The organism is Synechococcus sp. Nb3U1 (assembly GCF_021533835.1).
GTDB lineage: Bacteria > Cyanobacteriota > Cyanobacteriia > Thermostichales > Thermostichaceae > Thermostichus.
This window is the reverse complement of the sequence record NZ_JAKFYQ010000001.1, coordinates 1,661,019-1,687,061: the sequence shown is the minus strand read 5'-3', so window position 1 is coordinate 1,687,061 and position 26,043 is coordinate 1,661,019. Positions and strand designations below refer to the sequence as shown.

21 protein-coding genes are annotated in these 26,043 nt (G+C 56.1%); 10 read left to right on the top strand and 11 right to left on the bottom strand.

Annotated elements, in window-relative coordinates:
• Positions 1 to 161: 161 nt before the first annotated feature.
• The 7 genes from L1047_RS07890 (at position 162) to L1047_RS07860 (ending at position 7,756) form a co-directional block, all read left to right on the top strand.
• Positions 162 to 926, top strand: a complete 765-nt coding sequence (locus L1047_RS07890) for an SDR family oxidoreductase (RefSeq protein WP_235278334.1) — start codon at positions 162 to 164, stop codon at positions 924 to 926.
• Positions 927 to 1,018: 92 nt separating this feature from the next.
• Complete coding sequence (locus L1047_RS07885; protein WP_235278333.1) at positions 1,019 to 2,278, top strand: sensor histidine kinase; 1,260 nt, start codon at positions 1,019 to 1,021, stop codon at positions 2,276 to 2,278.
• A gap of 140 nt (positions 2,279 to 2,418) precedes the next feature.
• Positions 2,419 to 2,682 (top strand): helix-turn-helix domain-containing protein, encoded by a 264-nt coding sequence (locus L1047_RS07880; RefSeq protein ID WP_235278332.1) that lies wholly within the window; start codon positions 2,419 to 2,421, stop codon positions 2,680 to 2,682.
• A gap of 92 nt (positions 2,683 to 2,774) precedes the next feature.
• Positions 2,775 to 3,050: a hypothetical protein gene (locus tag L1047_RS07875; RefSeq protein ID WP_235278331.1), complete on the top strand. Its 276-nt coding sequence runs from the start codon at positions 2,775 to 2,777 to the stop codon at positions 3,048 to 3,050.
• A gap of 68 nt (positions 3,051 to 3,118) precedes the next feature.
• A complete protein-coding gene (locus tag L1047_RS07870; RefSeq protein ID WP_235278330.1) occupies positions 3,119 to 3,385 on the top strand; it encodes a MoaD/ThiS family protein in 267 nt (88 codons plus the stop codon).
• A 50-nt stretch (positions 3,386 to 3,435) separates the two neighbouring features.
• Positions 3,436 to 5,574 carry a polyribonucleotide nucleotidyltransferase gene (locus tag L1047_RS07865; RefSeq protein ID WP_235278329.1) on the top strand — a complete coding sequence of 713 codons (2,139 nt, stop codon included), beginning with the start codon at positions 3,436 to 3,438 and terminating at the stop codon, positions 5,572 to 5,574.
• Between the two features lie 82 nt (positions 5,575 to 5,656).
• On the top strand, positions 5,657 to 7,756 hold the full coding sequence (locus L1047_RS07860; RefSeq protein WP_235278328.1) for a CHASE2 domain-containing protein: 2,100 nt from the start codon (positions 5,657 to 5,659) through the stop codon (positions 7,754 to 7,756).
• Positions 7,757 to 7,926: 170 nt separating this feature from the next.
• Here L1047_RS07860 and L1047_RS07855 read toward each other — a convergent pair whose 3' ends face one another.
• Both L1047_RS07855 and ilvA read right to left on the bottom strand, forming a co-directional pair.
• Positions 7,927 to 8,148, bottom strand: a complete 222-nt coding sequence (locus L1047_RS07855) for a chlorophyll a/b-binding protein (RefSeq protein ID WP_235278327.1) — start codon at positions 8,146 to 8,148, stop codon at positions 7,927 to 7,929.
• 116 nt (positions 8,149 to 8,264) lie between these two features.
• Positions 8,265 to 9,776, bottom strand: coding sequence for a threonine ammonia-lyase, biosynthetic (gene ilvA, locus L1047_RS07850; RefSeq protein WP_235278326.1), 1,512 nt, complete (start codon positions 9,774 to 9,776; stop codon positions 8,265 to 8,267).
• Positions 9,777 to 9,940: 164 nt separating this feature from the next.
• Here ilvA and L1047_RS07845 point away from each other — a divergent pair, with 164 nt between their 5' ends.
• On the top strand, positions 9,941 to 10,423 hold the full coding sequence (locus L1047_RS07845; RefSeq protein WP_235278325.1) for a pyridoxamine 5'-phosphate oxidase family protein: 483 nt from the start codon (positions 9,941 to 9,943) through the stop codon (positions 10,421 to 10,423).
• 35 nt (positions 10,424 to 10,458) lie between these two features.
• On the opposite strand, the gene L1047_RS07840 is transcribed toward L1047_RS07845, so the two are convergent.
• Both L1047_RS07840 and L1047_RS07835 read right to left on the bottom strand, forming a co-directional pair.
• On the bottom strand, positions 10,459 to 11,382 hold the full coding sequence (locus L1047_RS07840; protein ID WP_235278324.1) for an alpha/beta fold hydrolase: 924 nt from the start codon (positions 11,380 to 11,382) through the stop codon (positions 10,459 to 10,461).
• 92 nt (positions 11,383 to 11,474) lie between these two features.
• On the bottom strand, positions 11,475 to 12,341 hold the full coding sequence (locus L1047_RS07835; protein ID WP_235278323.1) for a M23 family metallopeptidase: 867 nt from the start codon (positions 12,339 to 12,341) through the stop codon (positions 11,475 to 11,477).
• A 232-nt stretch (positions 12,342 to 12,573) separates the two neighbouring features.
• Between L1047_RS07835 and L1047_RS07830 the strand changes: the two genes are divergently transcribed.
• Together L1047_RS07830 and L1047_RS07825 are read left to right on the top strand one after the other, a co-directional pair.
• A complete protein-coding gene (locus L1047_RS07830) occupies positions 12,574 to 13,602 on the top strand; it encodes a carotenoid biosynthesis protein (protein ID WP_235278322.1) in 1,029 nt (342 codons plus the stop codon).
• A gap of 19 nt (positions 13,603 to 13,621) precedes the next feature.
• Positions 13,622 to 14,683 carry a threonine aldolase family protein gene (locus L1047_RS07825; RefSeq protein ID WP_235278321.1) on the top strand — a complete coding sequence of 354 codons (1,062 nt, stop codon included), beginning with the start codon at positions 13,622 to 13,624 and terminating at the stop codon, positions 14,681 to 14,683.
• Between the two features lie 73 nt (positions 14,684 to 14,756).
• On the opposite strand, the gene lspA is transcribed toward L1047_RS07825, so the two are convergent.
• From lspA to bchD, 7 genes are all read right to left on the bottom strand, one after another.
• Positions 14,757 to 15,281: a signal peptidase II gene (gene lspA / locus L1047_RS07820; protein WP_235278320.1), complete on the bottom strand. Its 525-nt coding sequence runs from the start codon at positions 15,279 to 15,281 to the stop codon at positions 14,757 to 14,759.
• 124 nt (positions 15,282 to 15,405) lie between these two features.
• A complete protein-coding gene (locus L1047_RS07815) occupies positions 15,406 to 18,075 on the bottom strand; it encodes a glycosyl hydrolase-related protein (RefSeq protein WP_235278319.1) in 2,670 nt (889 codons plus the stop codon).
• A gap of 66 nt (positions 18,076 to 18,141) precedes the next feature.
• Positions 18,142 to 21,012, bottom strand: a complete 2,871-nt coding sequence (gene secA / locus L1047_RS07810; protein ID WP_235278318.1) for a preprotein translocase subunit SecA — start codon at positions 21,010 to 21,012, stop codon at positions 18,142 to 18,144.
• 229 nt (positions 21,013 to 21,241) lie between these two features.
• A complete protein-coding gene (locus L1047_RS07805; RefSeq protein WP_235278317.1) occupies positions 21,242 to 21,688 on the bottom strand; it encodes a Fur family transcriptional regulator in 447 nt (148 codons plus the stop codon).
• 100 nt (positions 21,689 to 21,788) lie between these two features.
• Positions 21,789 to 22,850 carry a sensor histidine kinase gene (locus L1047_RS07800; RefSeq protein WP_235278316.1) on the bottom strand — a complete coding sequence of 354 codons (1,062 nt, stop codon included), beginning with the start codon at positions 22,848 to 22,850 and terminating at the stop codon, positions 21,789 to 21,791.
• 162 nt (positions 22,851 to 23,012) lie between these two features.
• Positions 23,013 to 23,783 (bottom strand): LmeA family phospholipid-binding protein, encoded by a 771-nt coding sequence (locus L1047_RS07795; protein ID WP_235278315.1) that lies wholly within the window; start codon positions 23,781 to 23,783, stop codon positions 23,013 to 23,015.
• Between the two features lie 84 nt (positions 23,784 to 23,867).
• The gene (gene bchD / locus L1047_RS07790) at positions 23,868 to 25,880 is read right to left on the bottom strand and encodes a magnesium chelatase ATPase subunit D (protein WP_235278314.1); all 2,013 of its coding nucleotides are present in this window, start codon (positions 25,878 to 25,880) and stop codon (positions 23,868 to 23,870) included.
• Between the last annotated feature and the right edge of the window lie 163 nt (positions 25,881 to 26,043).

The window sequence follows — 26,043 nt, the reverse complement described above, 5'->3', positions numbered from 1 at the left end:
CGTTGCCTTGGTTATATCACCCTCTCGCTGTTGGGTAGCATTTTGACTTGGCTCAAGATGAGAAAGACAACCAGAACCGCTTTTGGTCAGTACAAGTCAGCGCAAGAGTGAATCGGATTCTTTCTCGTAAGATTGGCCATGTGAATGCTTTGCGAGGACTCATGAGTTCAACCCCTGTCATCCTGATTACTGGAGCCAGCAGTGGCATCGGGGCAGCCTGTGCCACCCTCTTTGCCCGTTCCGGAGCCAGACTCATTCTGGCGGCGCGTCGCCAAGATCGGTTGCAGGAGTTGGCCTTAGATTTGGAGCAAGCCTTCGGGAACCCACCCTACCTATTGGCTCTGGATGTGCGGGATCGTGCAGAGGTACAGCGGGCCGTACAGACGTTGCCACCGGAATGGGCTGCCATTGACATCTTGATCAATAATGCTGGCTTGAGTCGTGGCCTGGATAAGTTGCACAAAGGGGTGATACAAGACTGGGAAGAGATGATCGATACCAACCTGAAGGGCCTGCTCTACGTCACCCGGGCTGTGTTGCCGGGCATGGTGGAACGGGGCCGGGGCCATGTAGTCAATATTGGCTCCATTGCCGGGCGGCAAACCTATCCTGGCGGCAATGTGTACTGTGCTTCCAAAGCGGCGGTGCGGGCCATTTCAGAAGGCTTAAAACTGGACCTATTGGGCACCCCGATTCGCGTCACCGAGATCCAGCCGGGCATGGTGGAAACCGAGTTTAGCGAAGTGAGGTTTCATGGCGACTCATCCCGAGCTGCTGCCGTATACCAAGGTGTCACTCCCCTTACGGCGATGGATGTGGCGGAAGTAGTGGTATTTGCGGCAACCCGCCCCCCACACGTAAATATCAGCGAGGTTCTGCTCCTGCCCACCGATCAGGCCAGTACCACGTTGGTGCATCGGCACTAACTGCAGCATTTTTCCGCACCATTTTTAAGTGCGATTCAGTACCTATTCCCGCCGGCCTAAGCGACAATGGCGGCAAAGAGAGTTGAGTGCGGATGGGATTAGCAACCGGGATCCTGATCGGAGTGGGAGTCGGGCTGCTGTGCGCTCTGCTCCTGCTTTGGCAAAGTCATCGCCGCTTCAGACGGGAATTGCAACGGCTGGGATCCCTGGTCAGCAACCCCCTGCCGGTTCATTCTTCAGAGGAAATGCTCAGTTTGCTCAGTCGCCAGCTCCGCCAACAGCAACTGGATTGGGCTGGTCAAAACCAGCAACTGCAAGATTGGCAATATCTAAGTCAGCGCCTGCCCTGGGGATATCTACGGGTAGATGAGAACAACGTGGTGCTCGAGTGTAACCCTGCGGCCCAGCGTCTTTTACGCATCAACCAATGGCAACCGGGCATCAAGTTGCTCCTGGAATGGGTGCGTTCCTACGAATTGGATCAGCTGATCGAAACCACCCGTCGGCAGGAGGCCGACAGGCCCACCCAAAGCCGTGAGTGGATTTTTTATCCTTCGGGGGGGGATGGCAAACCAATTCCGCTCCGAGGTTGGGGTCTGCCGTTGCCCCAGTCTCAGGTGGCCATTTTTTTGGAGGATCGGCTAGAAGCGAAAATGCTGACTCAACAACGGGATCGCTGGGCTTCGGATGTGGCCCACGAGCTCAAAACCCCCCTGACCTCGATTCGCTTGCTGGCGGAAACCCTACAGAGCCGAGTCGATGCAGCCCAAGCGGTTTGGGTCGAACGCCTTCTCAACGAAACGCTGCGCCTCAGTAGCTTAGTGCAAGATTTATTGGAACTGAGTGCTCTCAACTTGGGGGCGGGATCCCGATTGCAACTGCGCTCGGTAGATCTGGCTTTTCTGGTTCGAAAAGCTTGGCAAAGCCTGGAACCTCTAGCCAAACCCCGCCAGCAAGAACTACATCTGACTGGGACAACACAAGCCTGCCTCTGGGGTGATGAACAACGCCTGTATCGACTGCTTTTGAATCTGCTGGACAACGCCATTAAATACGGCAGGCCGGGATCCCCGGTGCACGTGGTTTTGGCCGAGGAGGGATCTGCAGTCGGCCTGGAGGTGTACGATCATGGATCAGGGTTGGCGGCAGATCAGTTTGAGTTGGTATTTCAACCCTTCTACCGTACCGATACGGCACGCGCTCGCAGCAAGGGAGGCACCGGACTGGGGCTGGCGATTGTGCGACAAATTGTTGAGGCTCATGAGGGCACCATTCGATTATGTAATCATCCCCAAACAGGTGGGCTATGGGTTCGGGTGCAACTGCCGCAAAAACGACTGGATCCCTTGTGAATTTGTCTAACTAAAAACATGGGGACGGGATCCCGTTGAAAATTGCCCGGGATCTGTTGCCTTTAGGGCTATCCATCTCGCGGGGGATCCCCTAGAATTGGAATAGGTAATCCTTACAATCTACACTACAGGCATCCGGAATGGGCACCGACTATCATTCCGCAGATTTGTTGTCAGAACGGGAATTGCAAGTCATCGAGTTGATCGCGGCGGGCATGACCAATCAAGACATTGCGGAACATTTAGAAATTAGTAAACGCACCGTTGATAACCACATCAGCAATATCTTAAGCAAAACCCGAACAGCTAACCGGGTTGCTTTGGTGCGCTGGGCCCTGCAATGGGGGAAAGTCTGTCTAGATGAAGTGAATTGCTGCACCTTAGCGGATGGCAAAATCGCTTAAGTCATGCTTTCTCCTGAGCAAATGCCTCAATAGCTAACTCTTTTTCGGGGTTTCTCCTGGCTAGAGAATGATGTTTTGCGTTACTCTTTACCATGTCTGTGTCCCTCGCTGACTTGAAGCATTACGCAGTTCGTTTCGATGCCATGCCCCTAATGGTTTATCGGGAGTTGGCTGCTCATCTGGCTTGTGTTGCAGGAATAGAAACCGAGTTTGAATGGGAAAAAGGATCTACCTTTCGGTACCAAGATAGCCAAGTTGAAGCATTGCTTATTCATCAATCCCTTGATGCAGACTCTGAGCAGATCAAGCGCATTCTTGATCATTATGGAGCCTGGCAACACAGTCCTTTAGATCCGTCTTCTCGGTAAACTCTGTAGGGATTGGAGCAGTTGACTGTCATCTCAGAAATGAAATGGAAGGCAATCCAACAATTGAAATGATTAATGAGAAGAGGGAATTCCCCATCACCCTGAAACTCTTCGCCATCTATCAAGAGGTGATCGGTCAGGCGGAACTGAGGATACAGGTTATCCCCGGTACCACTGTTGGGCAAGTATGTGATCAGCTGAGCCAGCGCTACCCGGCCTTGGCTCCCTGGCGCTCCCAAACCCGGTTTGGCCTCAACTTGAACTTTGTCCCTGCGGACACCCCCCTATCTGCCGAAGACGAAGTGGTGTTCATCCCGCCAGTTAGTGGGGGTTGAGGAGGAGAGTGCTACGATAGCGGCAAGAAAAAAAGAAGGCGAAACGTTACATGGCAGAATACACCCAGTCGATTTCCTTTTATGGGCGGGAAATTGACATCAATATCGGTTTGTTGGCTCCGCAAGCAGGTTGTGGGGTCTGGTTGACTTCAGGCGAAACCTCCATCTTAGTCACGGCTACCCGGCAACCGGGACGTCCTGGCATCGACTTTATGCCCCTGCTCGTGGACTACGAAGAGCGCCTCTACGCAGCCGGGCGGATCCCGGGCGGGTATCTGCGGCGGGAAGGTCGCCCCCCGGAACGGGCTACCCTCATCTCTCGGTTAATAGACCGCCCCATTCGCCCTTTGTTCCCGGAATGGCTGCGGGATGATGTGCAGGTGGTGGCCACAACCCTGTCAGTAGATGACAATGTACCGCCGGATGTGTTGTGTATTTTGGGGGCTTCCTTGGCGATTCGTGGGGCCGGGATCCCCTTCAATGGCCCTGTGGCCGCCGTGCGGGTGGGTCTGGTCAAAGATGAATTTATTATTAACCCCACCTATGCTGAGATCGAAGCTGGGGATCTGGACTTGGTGGTGGCGGGCTGTGCTGATGGCGTGATCATGGTAGAGGCTGGGGCCAACCAACTGCCGGAAAAAGACGTGATCGAGGCGATCGAATTTGGGTTTGAAGCCATTCAAGAGCTGCTCAGAGTGCAGAACCAAGTCTTTCAGGATCTGAAAATGGAGCCGGTGGAGTTGCCGCCCCCTCCGGCAAGTGAAGCCCTAATCGCTTTTGTTAAAGAGCAGGCTCAAGACGCAATTCAGTCGATTCTGAAGCAATTTCTGGACAAAACCAGCCGCGATCAGCAGCTCGACGACATCAAAGCCAAGTTAGAAGCCCAAATCCAAGAGCGACCGGAAACGGATCCCTTGCGACTCTACCTCCTAGAAAACCCGAAGGATCTGGATACGCAATTCAAATCTCTGACCAAAAAATTGATGCGGCAACAGATCATCCAGGAGGGGGTGCGGGTGGATGGCCGTAAACTGGACGAGATCCGACCGATTTCCTGCCGAGTGGGGTTGATTCCAAGAGTCCATGGCAGCGCCCTGTTTAACCGGGGTCTCACGCAAGTGCTCTCTATCACCACCCTCGGCACTCCTGGCGATGCCCAAGAGCTGGACGATCTGCACCCTAGCGATGAAAAACGCTACATGCACCACTACAACTTCCCGGCCTTCTCGGTGGGGGAAACACGCCCCTCACGCTCTCCGGGTCGGCGCGAAATTGGCCATGGGGCCTTGGCAGAGCGGGCCTTGGTGCCGGTAGTGCCCGACAAAGATAAGTTTGCCTACGTGGTACGGGTAGTATCGGAGGTGCTCTCCTCCAACGGCTCTACCTCGATGGGATCCGTCTGTGGCTCTACCCTTTCTCTGATGGATGCCGGGGTGCCGATCAAAGCGCCGGTCAGTGGCGTGGCCATGGGCCTGATCAAAGAGGGAGAAGAAGTGCGCATCCTCACCGACATTCAGGGTATTGAGGACTTCCTCGGCGACATGGACTTCAAGGTGGCGGGCACCCAGGCAGGGATCACCGCCCTGCAGATGGATATGAAAATAACCGGCATCACCGTCAATGTTGTAGAACAAGCGGTTCACCAGGCCAAAGCCGGGCGCGAGTTTATCCTCAGCAAAATGATGGAGGCAATTTCTGCCCCCCGACCCCAGTTGGCAACCACCGCCCCCCGACTGCTCACCTTCAAGGTGGATCCGGAAGATATCGGCAAGATCATCGGCCCCGGCGGCAAGATGGTTCGCAGCATCACCGAAGCGACAGGAGCGAAAGTAGATATCAGCGATGATGGCACTGTCACAGTGTCTTCGGCGGTAGGAGGCCAAGCGGAAGCGGCCCAGGAAATGATCGAGAACTTGGTGCGGCGAGTCCAGGAGGGGCAGGTGTACTTGGGCAAGGTGACCCGCATTATCCCCATCGGTGCGTTTGTGGAGTTTTTGCCCGGCAAAGAAGGCATGATCCATATCTCGCAACTGGCGGACTACCGGGTGGGCAAAGTGGAAGATGAGATCGCTGTGGAAGACGAGGTGGTGGTGAAGGTGCGCAGCATCGATCACAAGGGCCGCATTAACCTCACCCGTCTAGGTATTAGCCCTGACGAAGCGGCTCAGGTGCGCAACAATCACCATTGAGGCTGCGCTTCCGCCCCGCCAGGTTGGAGGTCAGGGATCCCCTCAACTGCTAGCCTTGAGGGCCAAGATGGCAGAAGAGACCATGTCCGACTCGATGCCAGATAACGTCTATCACTCCCCCCCTACTCAAGACTGGAAACGACAGGTTCTCCCCTCCCGGCGGCGACTGGGTTGGGCTTTGGGTTGGGGATTGGGTTGGGCGACGTTGCTCAATCTCTCGGCACAGCATCCATTGTTGGTGCGGATGGAGAGTGATGCCCAACAGTGGCTTTACGCCTGGCGAGATCCACAGACTCCCTCTGCAGATGTGGTGATCGTGGGTATTGATGGCCGCATTCAGGTTCGGGGTGAAGGCACGGATACTAGCCAAAACATCGACTTTCTCTTGGAACGAGCCAACTACGCCGGCTTGACCTTGCGCCTATTGGAAGAAGCTGAGGCCAAAGTGGTGGTTCTGAATCTGCCCAGCAGCTTCGTGGTGCCGCAAAACTTGGGTAACGAAAACTTGGATGCGCCTCTGCGGCAAGTGGTGCAGCGCTACCCGGATCGGTTGGTATTGGCCACCCGCAGCAGCGAAAGTTTCCGGCGGGCGGAGATCAGCATCTACAACCATTTCCTGCCCTTTTCCTCGTTGCGGCTGGAGTACCTGGTGCCACCCGAGCATGTGCAGGGGGTGGTGCAATATCGGGTAGATGGGGCCGGGATCCTACGCAAAGCTCAGCTGCGGGGGCTGTATCTGCGCCGCGATAGCCAAGAGGAGCAGATGTTTGCTTCTGTGGAAGCTCTTACCTTTGCCAAGTTCAACCCAGAGCAGGCCAGCCGGTGGTTCCGAGAACAAGGGTTGGAGCCTGTGCAGTTCAACCCTCTGGGAGCAAACCACAGCATCCCCATCATTCCCATCGAACAGGTTTGTCCGCCGGTGATCCTCCAAGCGGGATCCGGAGCCGCCTCACAGATAGTGAATCCCAGCCAGGCCTGCCTCAGCTCAGAAGGGATCCCTCCCCTCGATCCAGAGATTGCAGCCCAGTTGCGGGATAAGGTGGTGTTAGTGGGCTTTGTGGGAGGCTACCCAGAAACTTTCCCAGTGCAAACTGCGGATGGATCCCAGATTGCCGCGGTGGAATTGCAGGCGCAAATCCTGTCCAGCCTCCTCACAGGGGAAGTGTATCGCTCGGTGCCCTCTGGGTTGGCGGCCTTTGTGGTGGTGTTGATGGGGGGAGGTACGGGCTTGCTCCTGATGCTTTACCGCCCTCATTTGAGGCTGACTCATCAAGACTGGAAACAGCAGCGATTTCTCCTTTGGCCTGTATTGGGGCTATTGGTTTATGAAAGTTGGGCTGTGGCTCAGTTTCTGCTCTGGCGCTGGGTTTGGCCGTTGGCTCTACCGGCTCTGGCCAGTGGTCTGACAGGGGTGAGCTTACTGTTGACTTTGATCATTTTGCAGAACCAAGAGCGGCTACTGGCTCAACAGCAAGAATTGGATCGGTTGCGTCGTGCCGAACAAGAAGCCGCCATTGATCAAGCCCGCAAGTTGCTTTACCGAGTGGCCACTGATATTCATGATCGGGAGCTACAAGATTTAAAAGTGGTGATGGACAATTTGGAGAGTTTGCAATGGCAACAGCAACAGGGAAAAGAACTTAACCCCGCCACCTATGATCAGCTGTTGGAACAACTAGAAGGGATCGGACGTGGCATTCGGGATCAGCTCAATGATGTTCGTACCTTAGCCACTAAGTTGCGCATTTCCCCCAGTTTGCGGGAAGGACTGCATCGGGGCATCGATACCTATTTGGATGAACTGGTGCAGAGCGGCGGCCTAACTCTATCGGTAGAACGGCAACTGCAACCTTTGAATGAGCCCAATACCAGCGAGTGGTTTGACCAGCGAGAAGACATTTTGCGTTTTTTGCGAGAGGCCATTGGCAATGTGATCGCCCATGTGCAGCCGCCCAAAGGGGATGCCTCGTTTGTAAATGTTTCGCTGATGCAAACGGATCATCACTGCTGCCTAAGAGTCGTAAACGATGGCGTGGAACATGCCCCCAGCCCCAGTGGCGGTTATGGCAGCAAAGCCATGAATACCATTGCCCGTTACCTGCCCAAGGGATCCTGGCACCGCACCCACACCCCGGAAGGGTATACCCACGTCGAGCTGCACTGGGAAATGCCCAGTCTCTGAGCTATCTCTATACGCTGTGCCAAATACCCTGCCAATAGCTGATCGAAAAAGCCCCAGCTTGTAACTGGGGCTGCCTTACAGAGAAATTATAGAGAAAGATGTTGCTCCGAATTTCGTTCGGATTTCAGAGCAGCCAGAACTTCAACTGCGCTGGATCCCTCTCTAGCAGCCTACTGACCCAGAGACTGCAACCAGCCGATCAGGGAAGTGCCCAACAACGCTTCGGTCGCAATCAAGGCAACAAAACCAATCATCGCCAAACGACCATTCAAGCGCTCTGCATAGTCGGTAAAGCCCACGCGAGGGGTGCTGTCCACATACATTTCCGGTTCGATGGCGTAGTTGTTCAAACGGCCACCTTCTTCGACTACGACGGAGCGATATCTAGTCATACGGTTCTCCTGGTTCTTCTAAACCTAGTGTAGATCACTTTGCATAGATTTGTAAAGTTTTATTTACAGAGCTAGACAAAAGGCTCTGGCTTGCCTAGGCACAGCCCCAAAGACGACTAGGCCAGGAACAACTTGTAGGCGGGGTTTTGGCTCTCATCCCAGTAGCGATAGCCCAAGGTATCGAGAAAACTCTGCCACTCGGGCATTTCGGTGGCAGGCACTTGGATCCCGATCACCACCCGGCCATAGTCGGCACCGTTGTTGCGGTAGTGAAACAGGCTGATGTTCCAGTTGGGGCTCATGGAGGCCAAGAATTTCATCAAAGCGCCGGGCCGTTCCGGGAACTCAAAGCGGTAGAGCAGCTCCTCTTCTGCCAGGGGAGACCGGCCTCCCACCATATGCCGCAGGTGCAATTTGGCCAGCTCATCATCCGTCAGATCCAACGTTTTGAAGCCCGCCTCCTCGAAGATCAAGGCCATTTGCCGGGCATCCGTGCGATCTTTGACCTGTAACCCGACAAAGATGTGAGCCTCACGGTCATCAGCAATGCGGTAGTTAAACTCGGTGAGGTTGCGCTGACCAATGCAGCTGCAGAACTTGAGAAAGCTGCCCCGCTGCTCGGGAATGGTGACTGCAAAAATGGCCTCCCGTTCTTCCCCAATCTCGGCTCGTTCTGCCACAAAGCGCAGGCGATCGAAGTTCATATTCGCCCCGCAAGCGACAGCGACCAGGGTTTGGCCTTGGATGCCAGTGCGGTTGACATAGGCTTTCATCCCGGCAATGGCCAGGGCCCCAGCAGGCTCTAGGATGGAGCGGGTATCTTCAAACACATCTTTGATGGCAGCACAGATATCGTCGGTACTGACCAAGAGGATCTCATCTACATATTGTTGACAGAGGCGAAAGGTTTCTTCCCCCACTTCCCGCACGGCTACACCATCGGCAAACAAGCCCACCTGAGATAGTCGAATCCGCCGTCCCGCTTGTAATGACTGATACATGGCGTCGGAATCCGTGGGTTCCACGCCGATAATCTTGATCTCGGGGCGCAAGTGTTTGACGTAGGCGGCAATACCTGAGATCAATCCGCCACCGCCAATGGCTACAAAAATGGCATGAATCGGCTGTTGATACTGGCGCAGGATCTCCATGCCGATGGTGCCTTGACCGGCGATCACCTCCGGATCATCGAAGGGATGGATGAAAGTCAAGCCCTTTTCAACTTCCAGTTGCCGTGCATAGGTATAGGCATCGTCGAAGGTATCTCCGTACAACACCACTTCTCCGCCCCGAGCCCGTACAGCATCCACTTTCACCTGCGGGGTGGTGACGGGCATGACGATGATGGCCTGCGTGCCCAACCGTTGTGCCCCCAGTGCTACCCCTTGGGCGTGGTTGCCTGCCGAAGCTGCGATCACCCCCTGGGCCAATTGGTCTGGCGGGAGCTGAGCCATTTTGTTGTAGGCGCCGCGCAGCTTAAAAGAAAAGACCGACTGCATATCCTCCCGTTTCAGCCAGATCTGGTTTTTCAGGCGGCGGGAGAGATTAAAGGCCGGTTCAAGGGGGGATTCTTGGGCAACATCGTAAACACGGGCGGTGAGGATTTGGATGAGATAATCGCAGTACATTGATGAGGATCCGTTGATGCAGACGGCCCCGGGCACTGGACGCAATTTGCTGTAAGCGCTGCGCTCTTGCCCAATATTGAAAGGGTAAGTTCTATTATCCCTGGGACATCCTCTCAGGAAACACCAGCCTGGGGATAATGACAAAGGCGGCCTGAGAATGACCTATGTCTGCGGTGGAAAATTTGAATGCCCTGCTGGATCAGCAACCGGTGGCCAGTTTGGCGGTACTGGAGGCGGGATCCCCGACTGTATCGTTGGTGCCTTTTGTGGTGCAACGGGATCCCTTGCGGTTTGCCCTTTTAATCAGCGAGTTGTCTTCCCATACCCAAGCTCTGCGGGCAGATAGGCGTGCCAGTTTGATGATTCATGAGCCGCCAACGGCAGGGGATCCCCGCAGCAATCATGCCCTAGCTCGGGTGATGGTGAGTGGGGTAGCAGAATTCCTCAGCCGGGAAGAGGCGGTGGCGAGCGGGTTTGAGCCGTTGTATCGGGCCAAGTATGAGATTGCCGAGATGTTGTTGGGCTTAGCGGATTTTCACTTTTGTCAGATCACCCCCAAAGCGGGCAGCTTCGTACAGGGGTTTGGTCAAGCCTTTCGCCTCAGTGGCCCCAACCTGGATCAACTGGAACACATCAGCCGTGGGTGAACGGGGCGGGTAAGCGGGGCATTCAAGCGGTTTTCTCATTTACATTTATTTGTCTTGTTGAAGGGATCCCGGAGCCAATCCAGCAGCAGTGGATTAACCTTCTCTGGTGCTTCATCCTGTGGGCAGTGGCCAACACCTGCCAATGGAATAAACCCGACCACGCAGGAAAACTCGGCCAAAGCCCGACCGAGGGCAATCGGTTCCCAGGGATCCGCTTCTCCCCAAAGGATCAAGACCGGACAGGTGAGTTGGGGCAAGAGATCTTCAGCCAAGGGCCCCTGGGAGTAACGCACAAAGGCCAGGAACACGGCGGCAGCCCCCGGATCCAGAGCGGGTTTGAGCAGTAGGTGTACCAGTTCATCAGTGACAGCCTCTTTGCGCCCATAGGCTTGGAGGAGAATATTGCGAATGGCCTTGGCTTGGGCCACTTGGGTGAAGAAGAAGTTGCCGAAAGGGGGCCACCCCAGTAGGGTTTGAATCAGGGGTGTGGACCAGCGGCGCAACCAGGAGAGCTCCCCCCGTTTCCGCTCGTGCAACAGTCGCAGCGAGGGATCCAACATTGCCACCCCCAAAACCCAGGTCGGCTCGAAAACTGCAGCTTGCAAGGCGACAATACAGCCAATTGAGTTGCCCACCAAATAGGCGGGATCCCCGATCACCTCCTTGAGAAACTCCACCACCAGGGATCCCCAGGTTGCAAAAGTGTAGGTGAGGTCGGATCCCGGCAGAGGCTTCGCCGAGCCGCCAAACCCCAGCAAATCGACCGCATAGACCCGACTGTGTTGCCCCAGTTCCGGCAGGTTTTTGCGCCAATGGTCGCTACTGGCCCCAAAGCCATGGATCAAGAGGACTGCTGGGCCTGTGGAGCCTGCCTGTTGGTAGCGAATGGCGTGTCCGCGCCACTGCCAGTGCTGCTCTGTAGCTGTTGGGGCCGAGGAAAGGGGCTCTTCCGTGCGCATGAGGGATCCTGAGTCAGTGGTGCTGATCCCACTTTTACATAACTTCACATCCATAACGTCACATCTGGGTTCTGCTCCGCGAGGGATCCCTCTCAATCCAGCTCAAGGAGAGGATCCCAACAGGATCCCAAGCTGGGGGCTTGCCCCACTCGCCACAGCGAGAGGCTGTCTGCTCCATGGGGGTGAATACTCCACGGATCCAGGCCGGATCCCAGCCAGCCGTAGGGATCCACCGCCGCCGGTTGGCCGGAATTGGTGTGATTGATCCGCCGCACCTCGAAGTGAAGATGAGGCCCACTGGAACAGCCGCTGTTGCCCGACAGGCCGATCACTTCTTCTGGGGAAACCGTTTGGCCCTCGCGCACTTGCATTTGGCTGAGGTGGGTGTAGAGGGTTTCAAACCATTGGGTCTCTGGGGATCCCAGCTCGTGGAGAATGCGGATTCTCAATCCCCTCACAGAACGCCCCAAGGCAGGACAGTAAAACTCTGGTTCCTCACGGGCTAAGCTTACCCGTCCTGCGGCGGCGGCCAGGATCGGGGTGCCGATTGGCATTTCCCAGTCATAACCGGCATGGCCATCACTTTTGCCACAGGGGTGCGACGGGTTCGGGATCCACACTTGCCCCTGCAAGGTTAAAAATCGGCCATTGCCATCTGCTTCGCCCAGGGGCAGGTCATGGTCGAAGAGGTTGCTCACGGGGAATTCCCCTACAAAAGGTTTGTGTAAGAAGGGCAAATGGGGAGGTTGAGGCGGCGGTGGCTCCCCAAAGGAAGGATAAGCCCGTTGCTCCAGATCCAGCCGATAATGTTCTAGATCCTGGCGTTGGGCCGGATCCCTCTCCTGACGGCGTAACTCGTCCACCAGGCGCAATGCTTGCCGCCAATCTTGACGATCCAAAGCCCGTACCAGCTGGGCATACAACCCCACAGGGGATCCCTGGCCGATGGATTCGGTCAAACTCTGGGCAAAAACAGGCGATATGTTTACGAATTGATACAATAGAGCGCAAAATATCAGCAGTGTGGCAACTGCCCATGGAGTCGCCTGAGGCAACCGTCTCACCTTTGCCACGGGCACATGCACGATGGCGTACAGCCACCTTCTCAGGGCATCCCGTTTCCCCTCCATTTGCCGTGTGGGTTTTGGGGAGGTACAGCGGCCCTGGTCAACCACCCTTCGGGAGTCCCTCATGCGTTGGTTCTCGTCCTCTAGTGTTCCTGTCAGCCTACCTGTCCCGTCGGGGCTTACCAACCCCAGCCCCAAGCCCTCCCTTTGGCAAGCCGTCCTGCCTTGGTCGGGATCCCCCCTGTGGCGACGGCTGGAAACCCTGGCCCTTGGTTTGCACATCCTGTCTCTGTTCTTTGGGTTAGCGGGATTGCTTTGGGTTGTACCGCATCCTGAGTGGATTGCCAGTTTGCCCCCGATTGGTATTCAGGCATTCTCTTTGAGTATGGGCAACGGCGGCGTGGCCTACATGGTGTTTGGCATGCTCGCGGCGGCCTTGATGGGATCCCGGCTGTTGGGGTGGCGGCGTATGTTGATGTTTTTGATCCCCGCCGTCGGTATTTCCCTGGGCAGTGAGTTGCTGGGCACCAGCACCGGGATCCCGTTTGGAAACTATGGCTACCTAAGCGGGTTGGGGTACAAAATTGCCGGATTGGTGCCTTTTACAATTCCTTTGTCTTGGTTTTATGTGGGGTTGTCCGCCTATCTGTTGGCCCGAGTGGCTCTGCAACATCAGCGCCATTGGCTACTCCATTTCGAGGCAATTATGTTGGGGGCGTTGCTCCTGACCGCTTGGGATTTTGTGTTGGATCCGGCGATGACCCGCGGTTTAATTCCCTTTTGGACGTGGTTTCAACCGGGGCCTTTCTTCGGTATGCCGTTGCAAAATTTCGGTGGCTGGATGCTGACCGGGGCCGCTTTTATGACGGTAGCTAAGCTGCTTTGGGGCAAGGATCAACCGATTTTGAACCGTAGCCAACTCTTGGGGCCGCTGGTGCTGTACGGGGCCAACTTTGGCTTTGCCCTGCTGATGAGTCTGGGATCCGGGATTGTTGCCCCGGCAGGGTTGGGGGTGTTGCTCGGTTTGGCCCCGGCGCTGGGAATGTGGTGGATGGCTCAGCCAGCTCCAGATTTGCCGGTGGATGCAGAAGCGAACCCGGCGGATTCTGCTTGGGACACGCTCGAGGATCCCAGTCTGGTTGGTGTAAAATAAGACGACGCTACGGGATCCCATGAATTTTTGTAGCGACAACGTGACGGGGGCCTGCCCTGAGGTCATGCAGGCTTTGATGGCCCTCAACCAAGGCTCCGCCATGCCCTACGGGGGGGATGACTGCACGGCCCAGTTACAGGGGATCTTTGCCGAAATCTTTGAACATGAAGTGGCGGTGTTTCCGGTGGCAACGGGATCCGCGGCCAATGCCCTGGCGCTTTCGGTGTTCACGCCTCCCTACGGGGCGATTTATTGCCATCCTGAGGCCCATATCAATGTGGACGAATGCGGGGCGCCAGAACTGTTCACGGGTGGAGCAAAGCTGCTGGGGATCCCTGGAGAGCATGGCCGCATTGACCTTGACCAGTTGAGAGCTGCCCTGACCCATTCTGGGTTGGGGGTGGTTCATCACGTGCAACCCACTAGCCTTAGTCTGACGCAAGCCACCGAAGCCGGTACGGTTTACTCCCTGGATCAAATTGGATCTCTGGCGGAGTTGGCTCATGCTTTTGGCCTGAACGTGCACATGGATGGGGCCCGCTTTGCCAACGCTTTGGTGAGTCTGGGATGTACACCTGCGGAGATGACCTGGAAAGCGGGGGTGGATGTGCTCTCTTTTGGGGCCACCAAGAATGGCGCTTGGGCTGCGGAAGCGGTGGTGTTTTTTCAGCCGGAACTGGCCGGGGATTTTGAGTTTCGTCGCAAACGATCCGGACATCTCGTTTCAAAAATGCGCTTTCTTTCGGCTCAGTGGCAGGCCTACCTAAAAGATGGGGTATGGTTGCGCAATGCTCGCCATGCCAATGCCATGGCCCAGAAGTTGTCCGAAGGACTGGGATCCCTGCCGGGAGCCGTGTGGGTGCATCCCCCTCAGGCCAATGAACTGTTTATTGAGCTGCCAGAGCCGGTTCTGCAAGCGCTTGAGCGGGCGGGGTTTCGGTTTTACCGCTGGCTGGGGGAAGACCACAACCAGATTCGCTTGGTCACCGCCTTTAGTACTACAGAGGCGGATGTGGATTATTTTTGCCAGGTAGCCCATGAAGCCAGTCGGGTGTTATCTCCTGCAACAGTGACTCACTAAGATTCCCACTAAGATTCCATGTAGACTGTTTTTTCCCTGTCGAGGGACTGGGTACCTTTTCGGTTGATCCAGCTCAATCCTTATGGGGAGGGATCCCTTCGTTTGATTTCCCCTCAGGATGCAGTAAGGCTGAAGCGGAACCTTTGGGCTTGGTGTCACCCCCTAGTAAACCGATCAGCAGACAGGCCACGCCGATATTGATTGCCACATCCGCTACATTGAACACCGGAAAACGAATCCAGACAAAGTTGAAAAAATCCACCACATAGCCCGTGGTGAAGCGGTCGATGCCATTGCCCGCAGCCCCTGCCAACACCAAGCCATAGCCTGCCTGTTCCCAGCGGCTCATGCTCCCCCCTCGAATCGCCAGCAGCATCAAGGCCAACGACACCCCCAACGAGATCCACTTAAGAAACTCCCCCGAGTCTTCAAACAAGCTCCAGGCGGCTCCAGTATTTTCCACATAGGTGAGGTGAAAAACCCCCGGCCATAGGCGAATTTCTGGCCCCGGCAGCAACCTTTCTACTGCCCAGCGTTTGGTCGCCTGATCCAAGATGACCCCCAGGATCCCAGCCAGCCAGAAGCCTCCATTTTTCATGCTCAACTCACCTCAGTCATGTACACCAGCAAGAGCGCCCAGATTAGCACTTTTCTTATCCTGACTCTTATCCTGACATCCTGCCGGTTCTTTGCGGTTGCTGAAGTATCTCATCAGTATCTCATCAGCGATTTTCCAGAAAGGCCAAACAGAGAATTTGAGCCGGATTGAAGTGCAGATCCACCGTGGTCAACGCTTTCCACGGGTCAAACTCCGCCCCACCTTTGACCTCAAAAGGCAACTCCCCCTCCGGCAGGGGATCCTCATTCAGATCACACCGATAGGCAGCGGTAATCGGGCGATGAATTTGCAGTTGCGCCTGTTGCAAAGTACTGCTGCGGTTAAACAACCTCACGATCAGCCGCCCAGCCTCATCTCGCTTCAGGGCAGAAAGGGCGATCTTAGGGTTATCCAGTTGAATGAATTGGACTGGGATCCCTGGGGAGTGGGGTTGTTCGTAGTCTCCTAGCCATACGTGTTCTGCCCACAGAGGGTTCACCCAAGCATCGGCCAGGGCAGCAGCATGTTCTGGCTCCAGGGATCCCTCTACCCAGCGCCAAGCGTACTCAAAGCGATGTTCTCCCTGGCATTGCCCTTCTGGAGTGGGTATACTTGGGCCCGCCTGAACTCGGCGAATGGCGCCACCCGCCCGCGACAACACCCCTACCGCACGGAGCAAAGTCAGGGCACAACGGGATGCTTGACCTCTATCCACCAGCTCGTATTCGTGCAGACCGCGATGGGCAATGAGCACGCCATGATTTTGACTGGGATCCCGAGCGTAGATCATGTCTTGGCTGAACTGGGTTGGGTAAAGTCCTTCCCCCGGATAACCCTGAAAACAGTTGGGATCCTGTGCCGACAGATTGACTCGGGGGCGGGCATGGACTTGAAAGTGCCCAGTGACATAGGCAGCTGGGATCCCGGCAGGGCAAGGCAACAACACCCGCAGCCGATGATTGTGCAACCTGTTGTGGAAGTGGGTGGTGAACTGGATCCATTCCTGTTGCAGGTGAATGTCGGTGACCAGATGCAAAGGATTTGAGGGATCCCAGGGAAGCTGGACTTGGGTTACCACCTGCAGGTGGTGGGCAGCAAGGCGGGTCACAGTCGATTGCGAAAACACAACCGGGGATCTGGTCAAGCTGCAGCTGTAGAGATCCCCTTCATCTTGTTGATCTTCAAAGCAGAGAAACTCTGGAATCACCTGCCCAGAGGGTTTATGCAGCAGCCTCAGTTGGCCGGTTTCATTGACAGTGATGCGGTAGGTGGCATTCTCAATCGCCTCCTGAGAGAGGCGTGTTTCGGGATCTTGCTCCTGAGATTGAGAACCCTCTTGAGAACCCGCTACCCCCAACCGCAAAAAACGCAGCCCCGTGGCTGGCACCGCCATCTCAAAGTGGATCTTGAGTCGGGATCCCTGCCGGAAATCCAAATGGCGGGCCTGAAAGTCGGCAGTCGCCTCGAGTTCTACTCCCACCGGAATCTGCCGACCCCTCTCATCCCAGAGAGCGTAGCCCTGCACAGAGGGATCCCCGTGCCAAAGCAGCGAGCACTCTACCTGCTGAGTGATTGGGTAAGGATGGGGGTTGAAGACGGCCACCAGCTCGGTGAAGGGCTCTGGGCCAAATCCTGCCTGCAACGCCAGTTGGGAAAGGGCTTCGGCCACAACACTGCGGGCGATGGTTTCTGCCTGACGGAAATGAAAGAGATTGTCTTGATGCACAGGGTCGATGCTGCAGCCGCAGATGTCGTCATGGGGGTGGCATAACAGCACCTGTCGCCAGGCTTCTTCCAGGTGGGCCACCCACGGGATCCCGTCTTTGCCCAGAGCGGCCACCAACGGCTCCACATAGCGTTCCAGAAGGGATTGCACCCGTTGATTGCACTGTTTCAAGACAACCCGAGCCGACCACACATTGCTGAGAATCGGGTGATGGGCGTTGCCCAGTAATTCGCCACTATAGGTAGCCAAGTCCGGTTGGCGGTCGAGCATCGCTTGGATCAGCTCCGGGTAGCTGCCGTGGCGTAGAGGGATATCCGGGCAAGCCTGCTGGGCTTTTTCCAGAAGTTCCGTCAGTTCGGGTTGGGGGGGCATGTGGTCGCCACCATTGCAGAGGGTGATCACCCCGGTACGGCTGTGGGGAAGCAGTTGCTCTAGGCACTCCTGCAAGTGTTGTATCGCCAGATGGGGATCCGGTACTCCACCCCGAAACTGCCCAAACCGATGGGGATACCCCCATGCCGAGAAGTTGTCGTAGCCCCCCCGTAAATTGACGGCCAACACCCGACTGCCATCCGGCGCTTGCCAGTAAAACTCCGTTCCTGTGCGCTCAAACAGCTCCGCCGACATCCCCCGCATAAACAAAAAAGATCGCAGGCCAAAGCCCTGCAAAATCTGCGGTATCTGGGCGATGTGGCCAAAAGAATCGGGCATGTACCCCTCACTCGGGATCCCACCCCAGGCTCGCACCAACCGGATCCCCCGTTGTAGGTTGCGGATCAACGCTTCGCCACTCACCAGAAATTCATCCGGCAACACAAAAAAAGGCCCCACCTGCAGCCGTCCCGACCGGATCCATTGCTCAAGTTCTGGCCAGCGTTGGGGGCGAATTTGCCGGTAATCCTCCAGCACCACCGTCTGCCCATCCAGAGTGAAGCAGCGGTAGTCCGGTTGGCTCTCCAGAATATCCAGCACATGGTCGATCAGGCGAACCAACTGCAGTCGGTAGACCTGAAACGGAAGGTACCAGGCCCGATCCCAATGGGTGTGAGAGATGATGATGGCTCGCATTTAGCCAATTTAGCCGCAGTGGTTAGCGATGGGTGATTGAGGGAGGGATCCCTATTTCTGGCAAAGCTATTCCTCGGTGAAGTCCGCTTCCACCACACCCGCAGCACCAGCCTCTGCACCTGCAGCCACCGTCTGGGCCGGAACCGCCTGTACCCCCTGAGGTGGCTGCACAATTTGCGGGGTAAAGATGAACAAGTTAAACACCGTGTTACGGCGGATGTTATCCATCATTTCCAGGAACAGCTCGTAACCCTCATTTTTGTACTCGATCAGGGGATCCTTCTGGCCATAGCCCCGCAGCCCCACCGATTCCCGCAAGGCTTCCATCTGTTGCAGGTGTTCCCGCCAGAGGGTATCCACCTGTTGCAATAGGAAAAACCGCTCCGCCCGCCGCATCAAACCAGGCTCAAAAGTATCTAAGAAAGACTCCTTGGCCTCATAGGCTAGTTCCGCCTGTTTGGTCAGATAGTCCAAAATTTGCTCGTAGGAAAGATCCCGTAGATCCTGAGCCTTGAGGTTGTCCCTGAGGAGAGGCACAAACTCCTGCATTTTGGCGGTGAGCTTATCAATCTCCCATTCTTCTGGGGGCAGCTCGGGGTTGACATGGGCGCGTACAATCTCGCCGACGGTTTTGCGCACGTACTCGAGGATTTTGGTTTTAATGTCTTCCCCTTCTAGAACCCGCCGCCGCTCGGAGTAAATGGCCCGCCGCTGGTTGTTCATCACCTCGTCATACTCAAACACCTGCTTGCGCATGTCGAAGTAGTAAACTTCCACTTTTTTCTGGGCATTTTCCAGGCTGCTGGTGAGCAACGGGTGCTCGATCGGCATATCTTCTTCCACCCGGAACATGTCCATCATGCGGGAGACGCGATCCCCACCGAAGATCTTGAGCAGATTGTCTTCCAGGCTGAGGAAAAAGCGGGAGGAGCCCGGATCCCCTTGTCGGCCAGCCCGGCCCCGCAGTTGGTTGTCGATGCGCCGAGATTCGTGCCGCTCCGTGCCGATGACGTGCAGCCCCCCCAGCTTCACCACCTCTTCGTGTTCAGCTTCGGTGACCTTTTCGTACTCGGCTTTGATGCTGTTGTACACATCCCGCAGTTGCAAAATCAGCGGATCCTGCACCGGTGCTTTTTCCGAGGCCACCGCGATCAAATCTTCCACCGCCAACTCCGGCAAACGGTTCAGGCCATATTTAGTCACGGCTGCCGCAACCGCTTCCTCGAGGGCCTGGCTGACCGGCTGAGAAAGCTCACAGGGATAGAGGCTGGCAGAAACCACCGCCCAGGATTTTTTGGGTTTCGGGGCTGCCCCACCAAACCCTTGGCCACCGCCCCGTCCGCTGATTTGTACGGATCCCATCGGGTTATCAGTATCCAGTTGGGCCAGCTTGGGCATCAGCCGTTCCCGAATCTTCAGGCGGGCCATGTACTCGGCATTCCCTCCCAAAATGATGTCGGTACCGCGACCCGCCATGTTGGTGGCGATAGTAACAGCACCTTTGCGTCCGGCTTGGGCGATGATTTCCGATTCCCGCTCCACGTTTTCCGGCTTGGCATTGAGGAGGTTGTGGGGGATCCCCATCTCCTTAAGGATGGCCGAGAGCCGCTCCGATTTTTCCACGCTGGTAGTCCCCACCAGTACCGGGCGACCCCGCTCGTGCATTTGAGCAATTTCCTCCGCCACTGCTTGCCACTTGCCGTTTTCCGTTTTGTACACCAAGTCCGGAGCATCTTTGCGGCGAATCGGGCGGTTGGTGGGGATCACCGTCACTTCCAGATTGTAGGTTTTGCCGAACTCGGCTTCTTCCGTGCGAGCCGTCCCCGTCATACCCGAGAGCTTCGGATAAAGCAAAAATAAGTTTTGGTAGGTGATGGTGGCCAGGGTTTGACTCTCATTTTGAATGGGCAGCCCTTCTTTGGCCTCCACCGCCTGGTGCAAGCCATCGGACCAGCGACGACCGGGCATCACCCGTCCGGTGAACTCATCCACGATCACCACCTCTTGGCTGCGGATGATGTAGTTGACATCCTTGATGAAAAGCTCTTTGGCTTTTACTGCATTAAAGACAAAGTGGGCCCAGGGATCCTTGGGATCGAACAGGTCGGAGACCCCCAGCAGTTGTTCAGCCGCTTCAAACCCTTCGTCTGTGAGAATGACGTTGCGGGCTTTTTCGTCCACCTCGTAGTGTTCTTCGTTGATCAGTTCCCGTGCCACCTGGGCAGCCCGCATGTATTTTTCGGAGGGACGCGCCACCTGACCGGAAATGATCAGCGGAGTACGGGCTTCATCGATGAGGATCGAGTCCACTTCATCGATGATGCAGTAGTTAAACGGCCGTTGCATCACTTCTTTGATGTCATTGGCCATGTTGTCCCGCAGGTAATCGAAGCCTAGCTCGCTGTTGGTGCAGTAGGTGACGTCACAGTTGTAGTTGCGGCGCTTTTCCTCCGGAGACATGCCCTGCTGGATCAAGCCGACGGTCAACCCCAAGAAGCGATGTACCTGTCCCATCCATTCCGAGTCCCGACGGGCTAGGTAATCGTTTACCGTGACGATATGAACACCCTTGCCGGTGAGGCCATTCAAGTAGGCGGGCAGCGTGGAGACGAGGGTTTTCCCTTCCCCCGTTTTCATTTCGGCGATTTGGCCCTCGTGCAGCACCATTCCGCCCAGTAACTGTACATCGTAGTGACGCAGGTTCAGGACTCGCTTCGCTGCCTCCCGCACCACTGCAAAGGCTTCCGGCAGCAGCTCATCCAGAGATTCCCCTTTGTCCAATCGCTCCCGAAATTCGCTGGTTTTGGCCTTGAGCTGCGCATCCGAAAGAGAGGCAATCTCGATCTCCAGCGAATTGATCAACTTGAGGGCAGGGCGGTACTGCCGCACCTTCCGATCGTTGGGATCGCCGAGGATCTTCTGTAGGGTCTGGAGCATGGGACAAGCCTGGGCCAATAGCCAGTAATATTGAGCTGTGGCAATTTTACCATTTTGGCTTAGTCAGCCAGGTAGCGGTTCTTCCGTAAGACTCCTGTCTACGACCCCAGCGGATATTAATTTTTCCTGAGACCTAGCGGCTGTTCTTCTGGTTTTGAGCAGGTTCAGCCTAGATTCCCCCCTCCTCATGTCGGCAGGTGGAGATTAAATAATCCTACAAACAAAAATCCTACAAAATAGAGCGTTGCCCCTCCGGGCTGATTCCGATGATGGTGAGTTGACAATCGAGCACCTTGAAGCCGTACTTTTCTGCCACTTTTTGGGTAATGCCGAGGATGGCGCTGTTTTTGAACTCGATCACCTGGTTGGTTTTCACACAGACCAAATGGTGATGGTGGTGGGGCGCTGGTTGGTTGATCTCGTAGTGCTTATGGCCCTCCGTCAGTTCCAGCTCCCGCAAAATGCCCATGCGAGCCATCAGCTTGACGGTGCGATAAATGGTGGAAAGGCTGATGTTGTGGCCAGCTTCGCGCAGGCTCTCGTGCAGCTCCTCGGCGCTCAGGTGAGTGCCCTCGGGCAAGTTTTGAAAGGTCTGGAGGATGATCTCCCGCTGCCGAGTCGATCGCCAACCTTTGGCATTGAGCTCTGCTTTGAAGGCTTCTTCGGTGTAGACCATGGTGTTGCCCCTCCGCTGTTGGGCAAGGTCGCCGCGACAGTCAATAAGCTTGTTAATTGATAATAACCCCACTGGCCTCGGTTGCCCAAGGGATCCTGGGTTACTGCGACATAGACTGCAACACTAGGGCCAGGGTGGTTCCCTGGGATCCAGTCTCGAGCAAGCACAGATCTCCCTGGTGAGCTTGCAGGATGCGCCTGGCAATATACAGCCCCAGACCTCCGGATCCAGTCGGGTAATGGTGGCCGGCAATGTGAATCGGCTGGGTTACATAGGGTTGGGCCAACTCCTCTAGCGGAGCCGGTAGCCCAGGGCCGTCATCCCGAACCTGTATTTGCTCAGGCATAACCGTTAGCACAACTTCACGGCGGGCATAGCGCAAAGCATTATCAATCAAATTCACCAAGGCCCGTTCCAACTCGGCCTCATCCGCCTTGCTCCATCCTTGTCCTTCCACTCGTAAGTCGATCTCCCGCTCTTGGGCCAGGGATCCCATCCGTTCTGCCACCCGTCTGGCCAGGGATCCCAGATCGCACGGTTGCGGATTCAGCTCGATTTCCCCCCGCTCTAGGCGATGGGCTTCCACCATTTTTTGCACTAGTGAGAGGTTATGTTGATTCTCTTGCAAGATGCGATCTAGCAGGGCACGACGTTGTTCCGGTTCAAGGTCTTCTTGTTTCAGGGCGCTGAGTAGGTGTCCGAAGGCAATCAGAGGGGTTTTCAGATCGTGAACCAGGGTGGCCGTAAAGGCTTCCCGCCGCATTTGATCGGTTTGAATCTGACGCAGCAAATGGGCAAAAGCTCTCCGCAAGATCAGCGATTCTTGGGGATCCTCAGGCCGCAGCAACAGGTTCCACCGCGCCGGTTGATTGAGCAGCGTTTCCAAATGCATCAACTCACGCGCCAGCAGGGTGAGGGGGCGCAAAATCAGAGAAGACAACCCATACCCTACGGCTGCCGAAAGACCCGCCAACAACGGGATCCACAGCAACAACAGTACAATTCCCTCGCCGCTGATCCGGGTGCCGGGCAGAATCCAACGTACCGACAGGATCAAAACCAAGTTAGGAACAAAAGAGAGACTGGCAATCACCAGTGCCACTTGGGTGCGCAGGCTGTGGGGGAACCGGTTGTACCAGAACTCAAGCAGGCGTACTCGCAAACTTGGGGCACTCGCTTAGAAGTAAAGATCAGATTGCTTCAGCTGGGAATATCTTGGGCAAGAAATGAAAAAACCTCTGGGAGTCTGTCCGTGTTTCGACCCCAGAGGCTTCTTCTCTTCACTCCTCACCATAATTGAATATATCCGCTCCTGTGAAGGGTGTCAAGCACTGGCCCATTGCGGTTGCCGAGTTGGGAAACGCTCGATGGTGGCACTGCCGTAAAAGATCATCTGCTGCTGTTGTAGACGCAGCCGATCCACCCGCAACTCGGTGCCTTGCAGAGCAAACCGATCCAGATCCAGGAGGGCATTTAAGTGATCAACTAAGGCCCGGCTCAGGCCTAACCCATCCGGATCCCCTTCAAACACAGGATCCTCAAAACGGATGCGGCGACGGTCAAGCACCTCGATCCGACTGGAGAATCCAATTTTCAGAGCATTCTCGATCCCTTGCTGCACATCTGCTCGTAGCTGCAACCGCTGATCCGGGATGATGCGAACTTGCACCTGCTGAAAGGATAGGGGCTGCCCCCCCGGTTTCACCTGAGCCAGCCTGTCCAACACGAAAGGAGTGTTGAAAGATTCCGCCAGATCAGATTCTGTAAGTACCACCCGCATGGTGGCCTGTACGGGCTGCTGCAACCTGACTCGGCCTTGCCAAATTTGGCTGAAATCGATGGCAACCGAGTTGGCAAATAACTCTAACACCGAAAGCCTGAGGCCGTTGTACATCTGAAGGCGCTGGCCTAGCAGCTCAAAGCTGTCCATGCATCCCTGCAGCAGCTTAGCGACAGGTTCTACCCGCACGCGGGCCTCTAGTCGCTCTGAGTGCTTGAACAGGGCACGGATGGCAGCACCCACGCCCCGGCTGACCCAATCAACAACAGCCGTTTGACTCTGTAGGGCCAGTTCTGGCAGGAGACTTGTGGTCATAGGACAAGGGAGTATCTTCTATTTCCAAGCATAGCGAATCATTAAGAAAGGTTACAACCGCCTTCAGGATACACCCCGCAGCCTTCAACGGGATCCCCGACCTTCCTGAATAGCCGAGCGAGCCACCGCCGCGATCCCTTGGTCGGTGGCCCGGGGCAGGTGAAAATATCGCCCTCCCGCTAGCTCCGCTAGCTCCTGGCTAAAGCCGGTGGTGACAAAGCGGCTTTGGGAATCGATCAACAACAGTTTCAACCCGAGAGCCCGAATGCGTAGGGCAATGTCGCGCAGTTCTTGTTTCAGGTCGGTGGCTTCAGACTCGTTTGAAGCTTTGCTTTGTCCCAAAGAGCGACTGAGGGGAATGTTACCGCGGCCATCCGTGAGGGCCACCAGCATTACCTGCCCCACATCTCCGGCAGTACGGGCATTCACCCCCATCCGTACCGCTTGTGTCAGGGCATGAGCTAGAGGGGATCCCCCGCCACAGGGCAAAGATTCTAGGCGACGGCGGGCCAGCTCAATTGAGCGGGTGGGGGGTAGCAGCACCTCGGCGGTCTCGCCGCGAAAGGCGATTAAGGCGACTTTGTCGCGGTTTTGATAGGCTTCCGTGAGCAGTCGTAGAGCCGCTCCTTTGGCGGATTGCATGCGATTCAGGGCCATAGAACCGGATGCATCCACTACGAAGATCACCAAGGCTCCTGCTTTGCGAGCCAGCTTCTTGGCGCGAATATCGCTCTGCTCCACGATCACCGTTCGGCCCGGTTGCCGTTGGCGGCGGCTCTGTTGGTAAGGGGCGGCGGTGCGTAGGGTGGCATCGACGGCAACCCGCGGGTTGGATCCCTGGGGCAAGATAGGCTTGATATACCTGCCCCGGTCGGCACTGAACACCAAACTGCGGGATCCCGTTTTGCCCTGTTGGTTCAAAGATTGGGCAAAGGCCAGCAGGCTTGGATCGAGGGCAACGCTTTCTGGGTCGAATAAAAATTCCTCCGGTAGGCTGGTGTTTTCCGGTTGGGGTTCTGTGTTGTTATCCTCCGGTTCATCTTCGGGATCCGACTGCTCCGACTCCGGTTCAGAGGGTGGGGGTGGGGGCGGTTGGGTGGGATCGTAATGGGCACGGGGCAATAGCACCAATTGCACCGCCTGTTGCAAATCCTCTGCCAAAAGGCGATCCCGTCCTTCTAGGGCCGCTAGGGCACAGGCTGCTCGTAGGGCGAAGTGTTCTCCCCGATGGCCTTGGACGTTACCCCGGATGGCTTCCTGCACCAAATAATTGATCTGTTCCCGTTGGGGTTTCACCTGGGGCAGCCATTCCCGCGCCAAAAGGATGCGGGTGCGTAAGTCCTCTAGTTCAGCCTCTTGCTCAGCCAAGAAGGTCTCCGGAGTGTCGCTGAAGAGGTTGGCCCGTTGCGCGATTTCCCGCCGCTCCTCTAGGGTGAGCTCCAAATCGGCAGGCAGCACCATGGCCATGCGATCTAGCAAGTGTTGCCGTAGAGGACCTTCTTCGGGATTGTAGGTGGCCACCAGTAGGGGCCGACAGGGGTGTTGCAGGCTGATCCCTTCCCGCTCCAGCCGATTGACACCATCTCCCACCACTGTCAGGAGCAAATTGGCAATCTGGTCATCCAAGAGGTTGATGTCATCCACGTACAACACACCCCGATGGGCTGCTGCTAGCAATCCCGGTTGAAAAATGGTTTCCCCCCGCTCCACAGAGGCCCCCACATCTACGGATCCCAGTAGGCGATCTTCCGTCACTCCCAAGGGGATTTGCACAAAGGGAGCCGGGATCACTTGTCTTGGGAGCGGTGAAGTAGAAACACAATGGGCTTTGGCCCAGTCTGACCAGGTGCCTGGCTGAGCCGGATCATCGTTGCAAAAGGATCCGATGAGCACTTCAATCGGGGGCAGCAGGGCATGGATCCCCCTGGCCAGAACCGATTTGGCTGTACCGCGTGGCCCGACGATCACCACTCCTCCTAAGCCGGGATCCACGGCGGCCAAAAGCAGGGCTAGTTTAATCGGCTGCTGTCCAACCACTGCGGTGAGCGGAAAGGTGGGCTGAGCCTTGAGGGTTGGATGAAGGGCGGCGGATCCCATGAATTCACCTGAATGAACCTATAGCTGCTCGGATCTGCCCTGAAGCCGGGGACTCAATGTGCGACATGGGGCAACAGTTTTTCTTGTCCCATTCTCCCACAGGCGCTCTCTCCCCCCACAACAAAGTCTAAGTAGTCCACAAAGGGATCTATCCCAAATAGGA

Excerpts from the sequence above, each read along its gene's own strand:
- L1047_RS07855 (WP_235278327.1), bottom strand. The coding sequence starts at position 8,148 with ATGACTAGATATCGCTCCGTCGTAGTCGAAGAAGGTGGCCGTTTGAAC.
- L1047_RS07860 (WP_235278328.1), top strand. The coding sequence starts at position 5,657 with ATGTCCGACTCGATGCCAGATAACGTCTATCACTCCCCCCCTACTCAA.
- L1047_RS07825 (WP_235278321.1), top strand. The coding sequence starts at position 13,622 with ATGAATTTTTGTAGCGACAACGTGACGGGGGCCTGCCCTGAGGTCATG.
- L1047_RS07840 (WP_235278324.1), bottom strand. The coding sequence starts at position 11,382 with ATGCGCACGGAAGAGCCCCTTTCCTCGGCCCCAACAGCTACAGAGCAG.
- L1047_RS07830 (WP_235278322.1), top strand. The coding sequence starts at position 12,574 with ATGCGTTGGTTCTCGTCCTCTAGTGTTCCTGTCAGCCTACCTGTCCCG.
- L1047_RS07845 (WP_235278325.1), top strand. The coding sequence starts at position 9,941 with ATGTCTGCGGTGGAAAATTTGAATGCCCTGCTGGATCAGCAACCGGTG.
- L1047_RS07890 (WP_235278334.1), top strand. The coding sequence starts at position 162 with ATGAGTTCAACCCCTGTCATCCTGATTACTGGAGCCAGCAGTGGCATC.
- L1047_RS07805 (WP_235278317.1), bottom strand. The coding sequence starts at position 21,688 with ATGGTCTACACCGAAGAAGCCTTCAAAGCAGAGCTCAATGCCAAAGGT.
- lspA (WP_235278320.1), bottom strand. The coding sequence starts at position 15,281 with ATGAAAAATGGAGGCTTCTGGCTGGCTGGGATCCTGGGGGTCATCTTG.
- secA (WP_235278318.1), bottom strand. The coding sequence starts at position 21,012 with ATGCTCCAGACCCTACAGAAGATCCTCGGCGATCCCAACGATCGGAAG.
- L1047_RS07795 (WP_235278315.1), bottom strand. The coding sequence starts at position 23,783 with ATGACCACAAGTCTCCTGCCAGAACTGGCCCTACAGAGTCAAACGGCT.
- bchD (WP_235278314.1), bottom strand. The coding sequence starts at position 25,880 with ATGGGATCCGCCGCCCTTCATCCAACCCTCAAGGCTCAGCCCACCTTT.
- L1047_RS07870 (WP_235278330.1), top strand. The coding sequence starts at position 3,119 with ATGATTAATGAGAAGAGGGAATTCCCCATCACCCTGAAACTCTTCGCC.
- L1047_RS07885 (WP_235278333.1), top strand. The coding sequence starts at position 1,019 with ATGGGATTAGCAACCGGGATCCTGATCGGAGTGGGAGTCGGGCTGCTG.
- L1047_RS07865 (WP_235278329.1), top strand. The coding sequence starts at position 3,436 with ATGGCAGAATACACCCAGTCGATTTCCTTTTATGGGCGGGAAATTGAC.
- L1047_RS07815 (WP_235278319.1), bottom strand. The coding sequence starts at position 18,075 with ATGCGAGCCATCATCATCTCTCACACCCATTGGGATCGGGCCTGGTAC.
- L1047_RS07880 (WP_235278332.1), top strand. The coding sequence starts at position 2,419 with ATGGGCACCGACTATCATTCCGCAGATTTGTTGTCAGAACGGGAATTG.
- ilvA (WP_235278326.1), bottom strand. The coding sequence starts at position 9,776 with ATGTACTGCGATTATCTCATCCAAATCCTCACCGCCCGTGTTTACGAT.
- L1047_RS07875 (WP_235278331.1), top strand. The coding sequence starts at position 2,775 with ATGTCTGTGTCCCTCGCTGACTTGAAGCATTACGCAGTTCGTTTCGAT.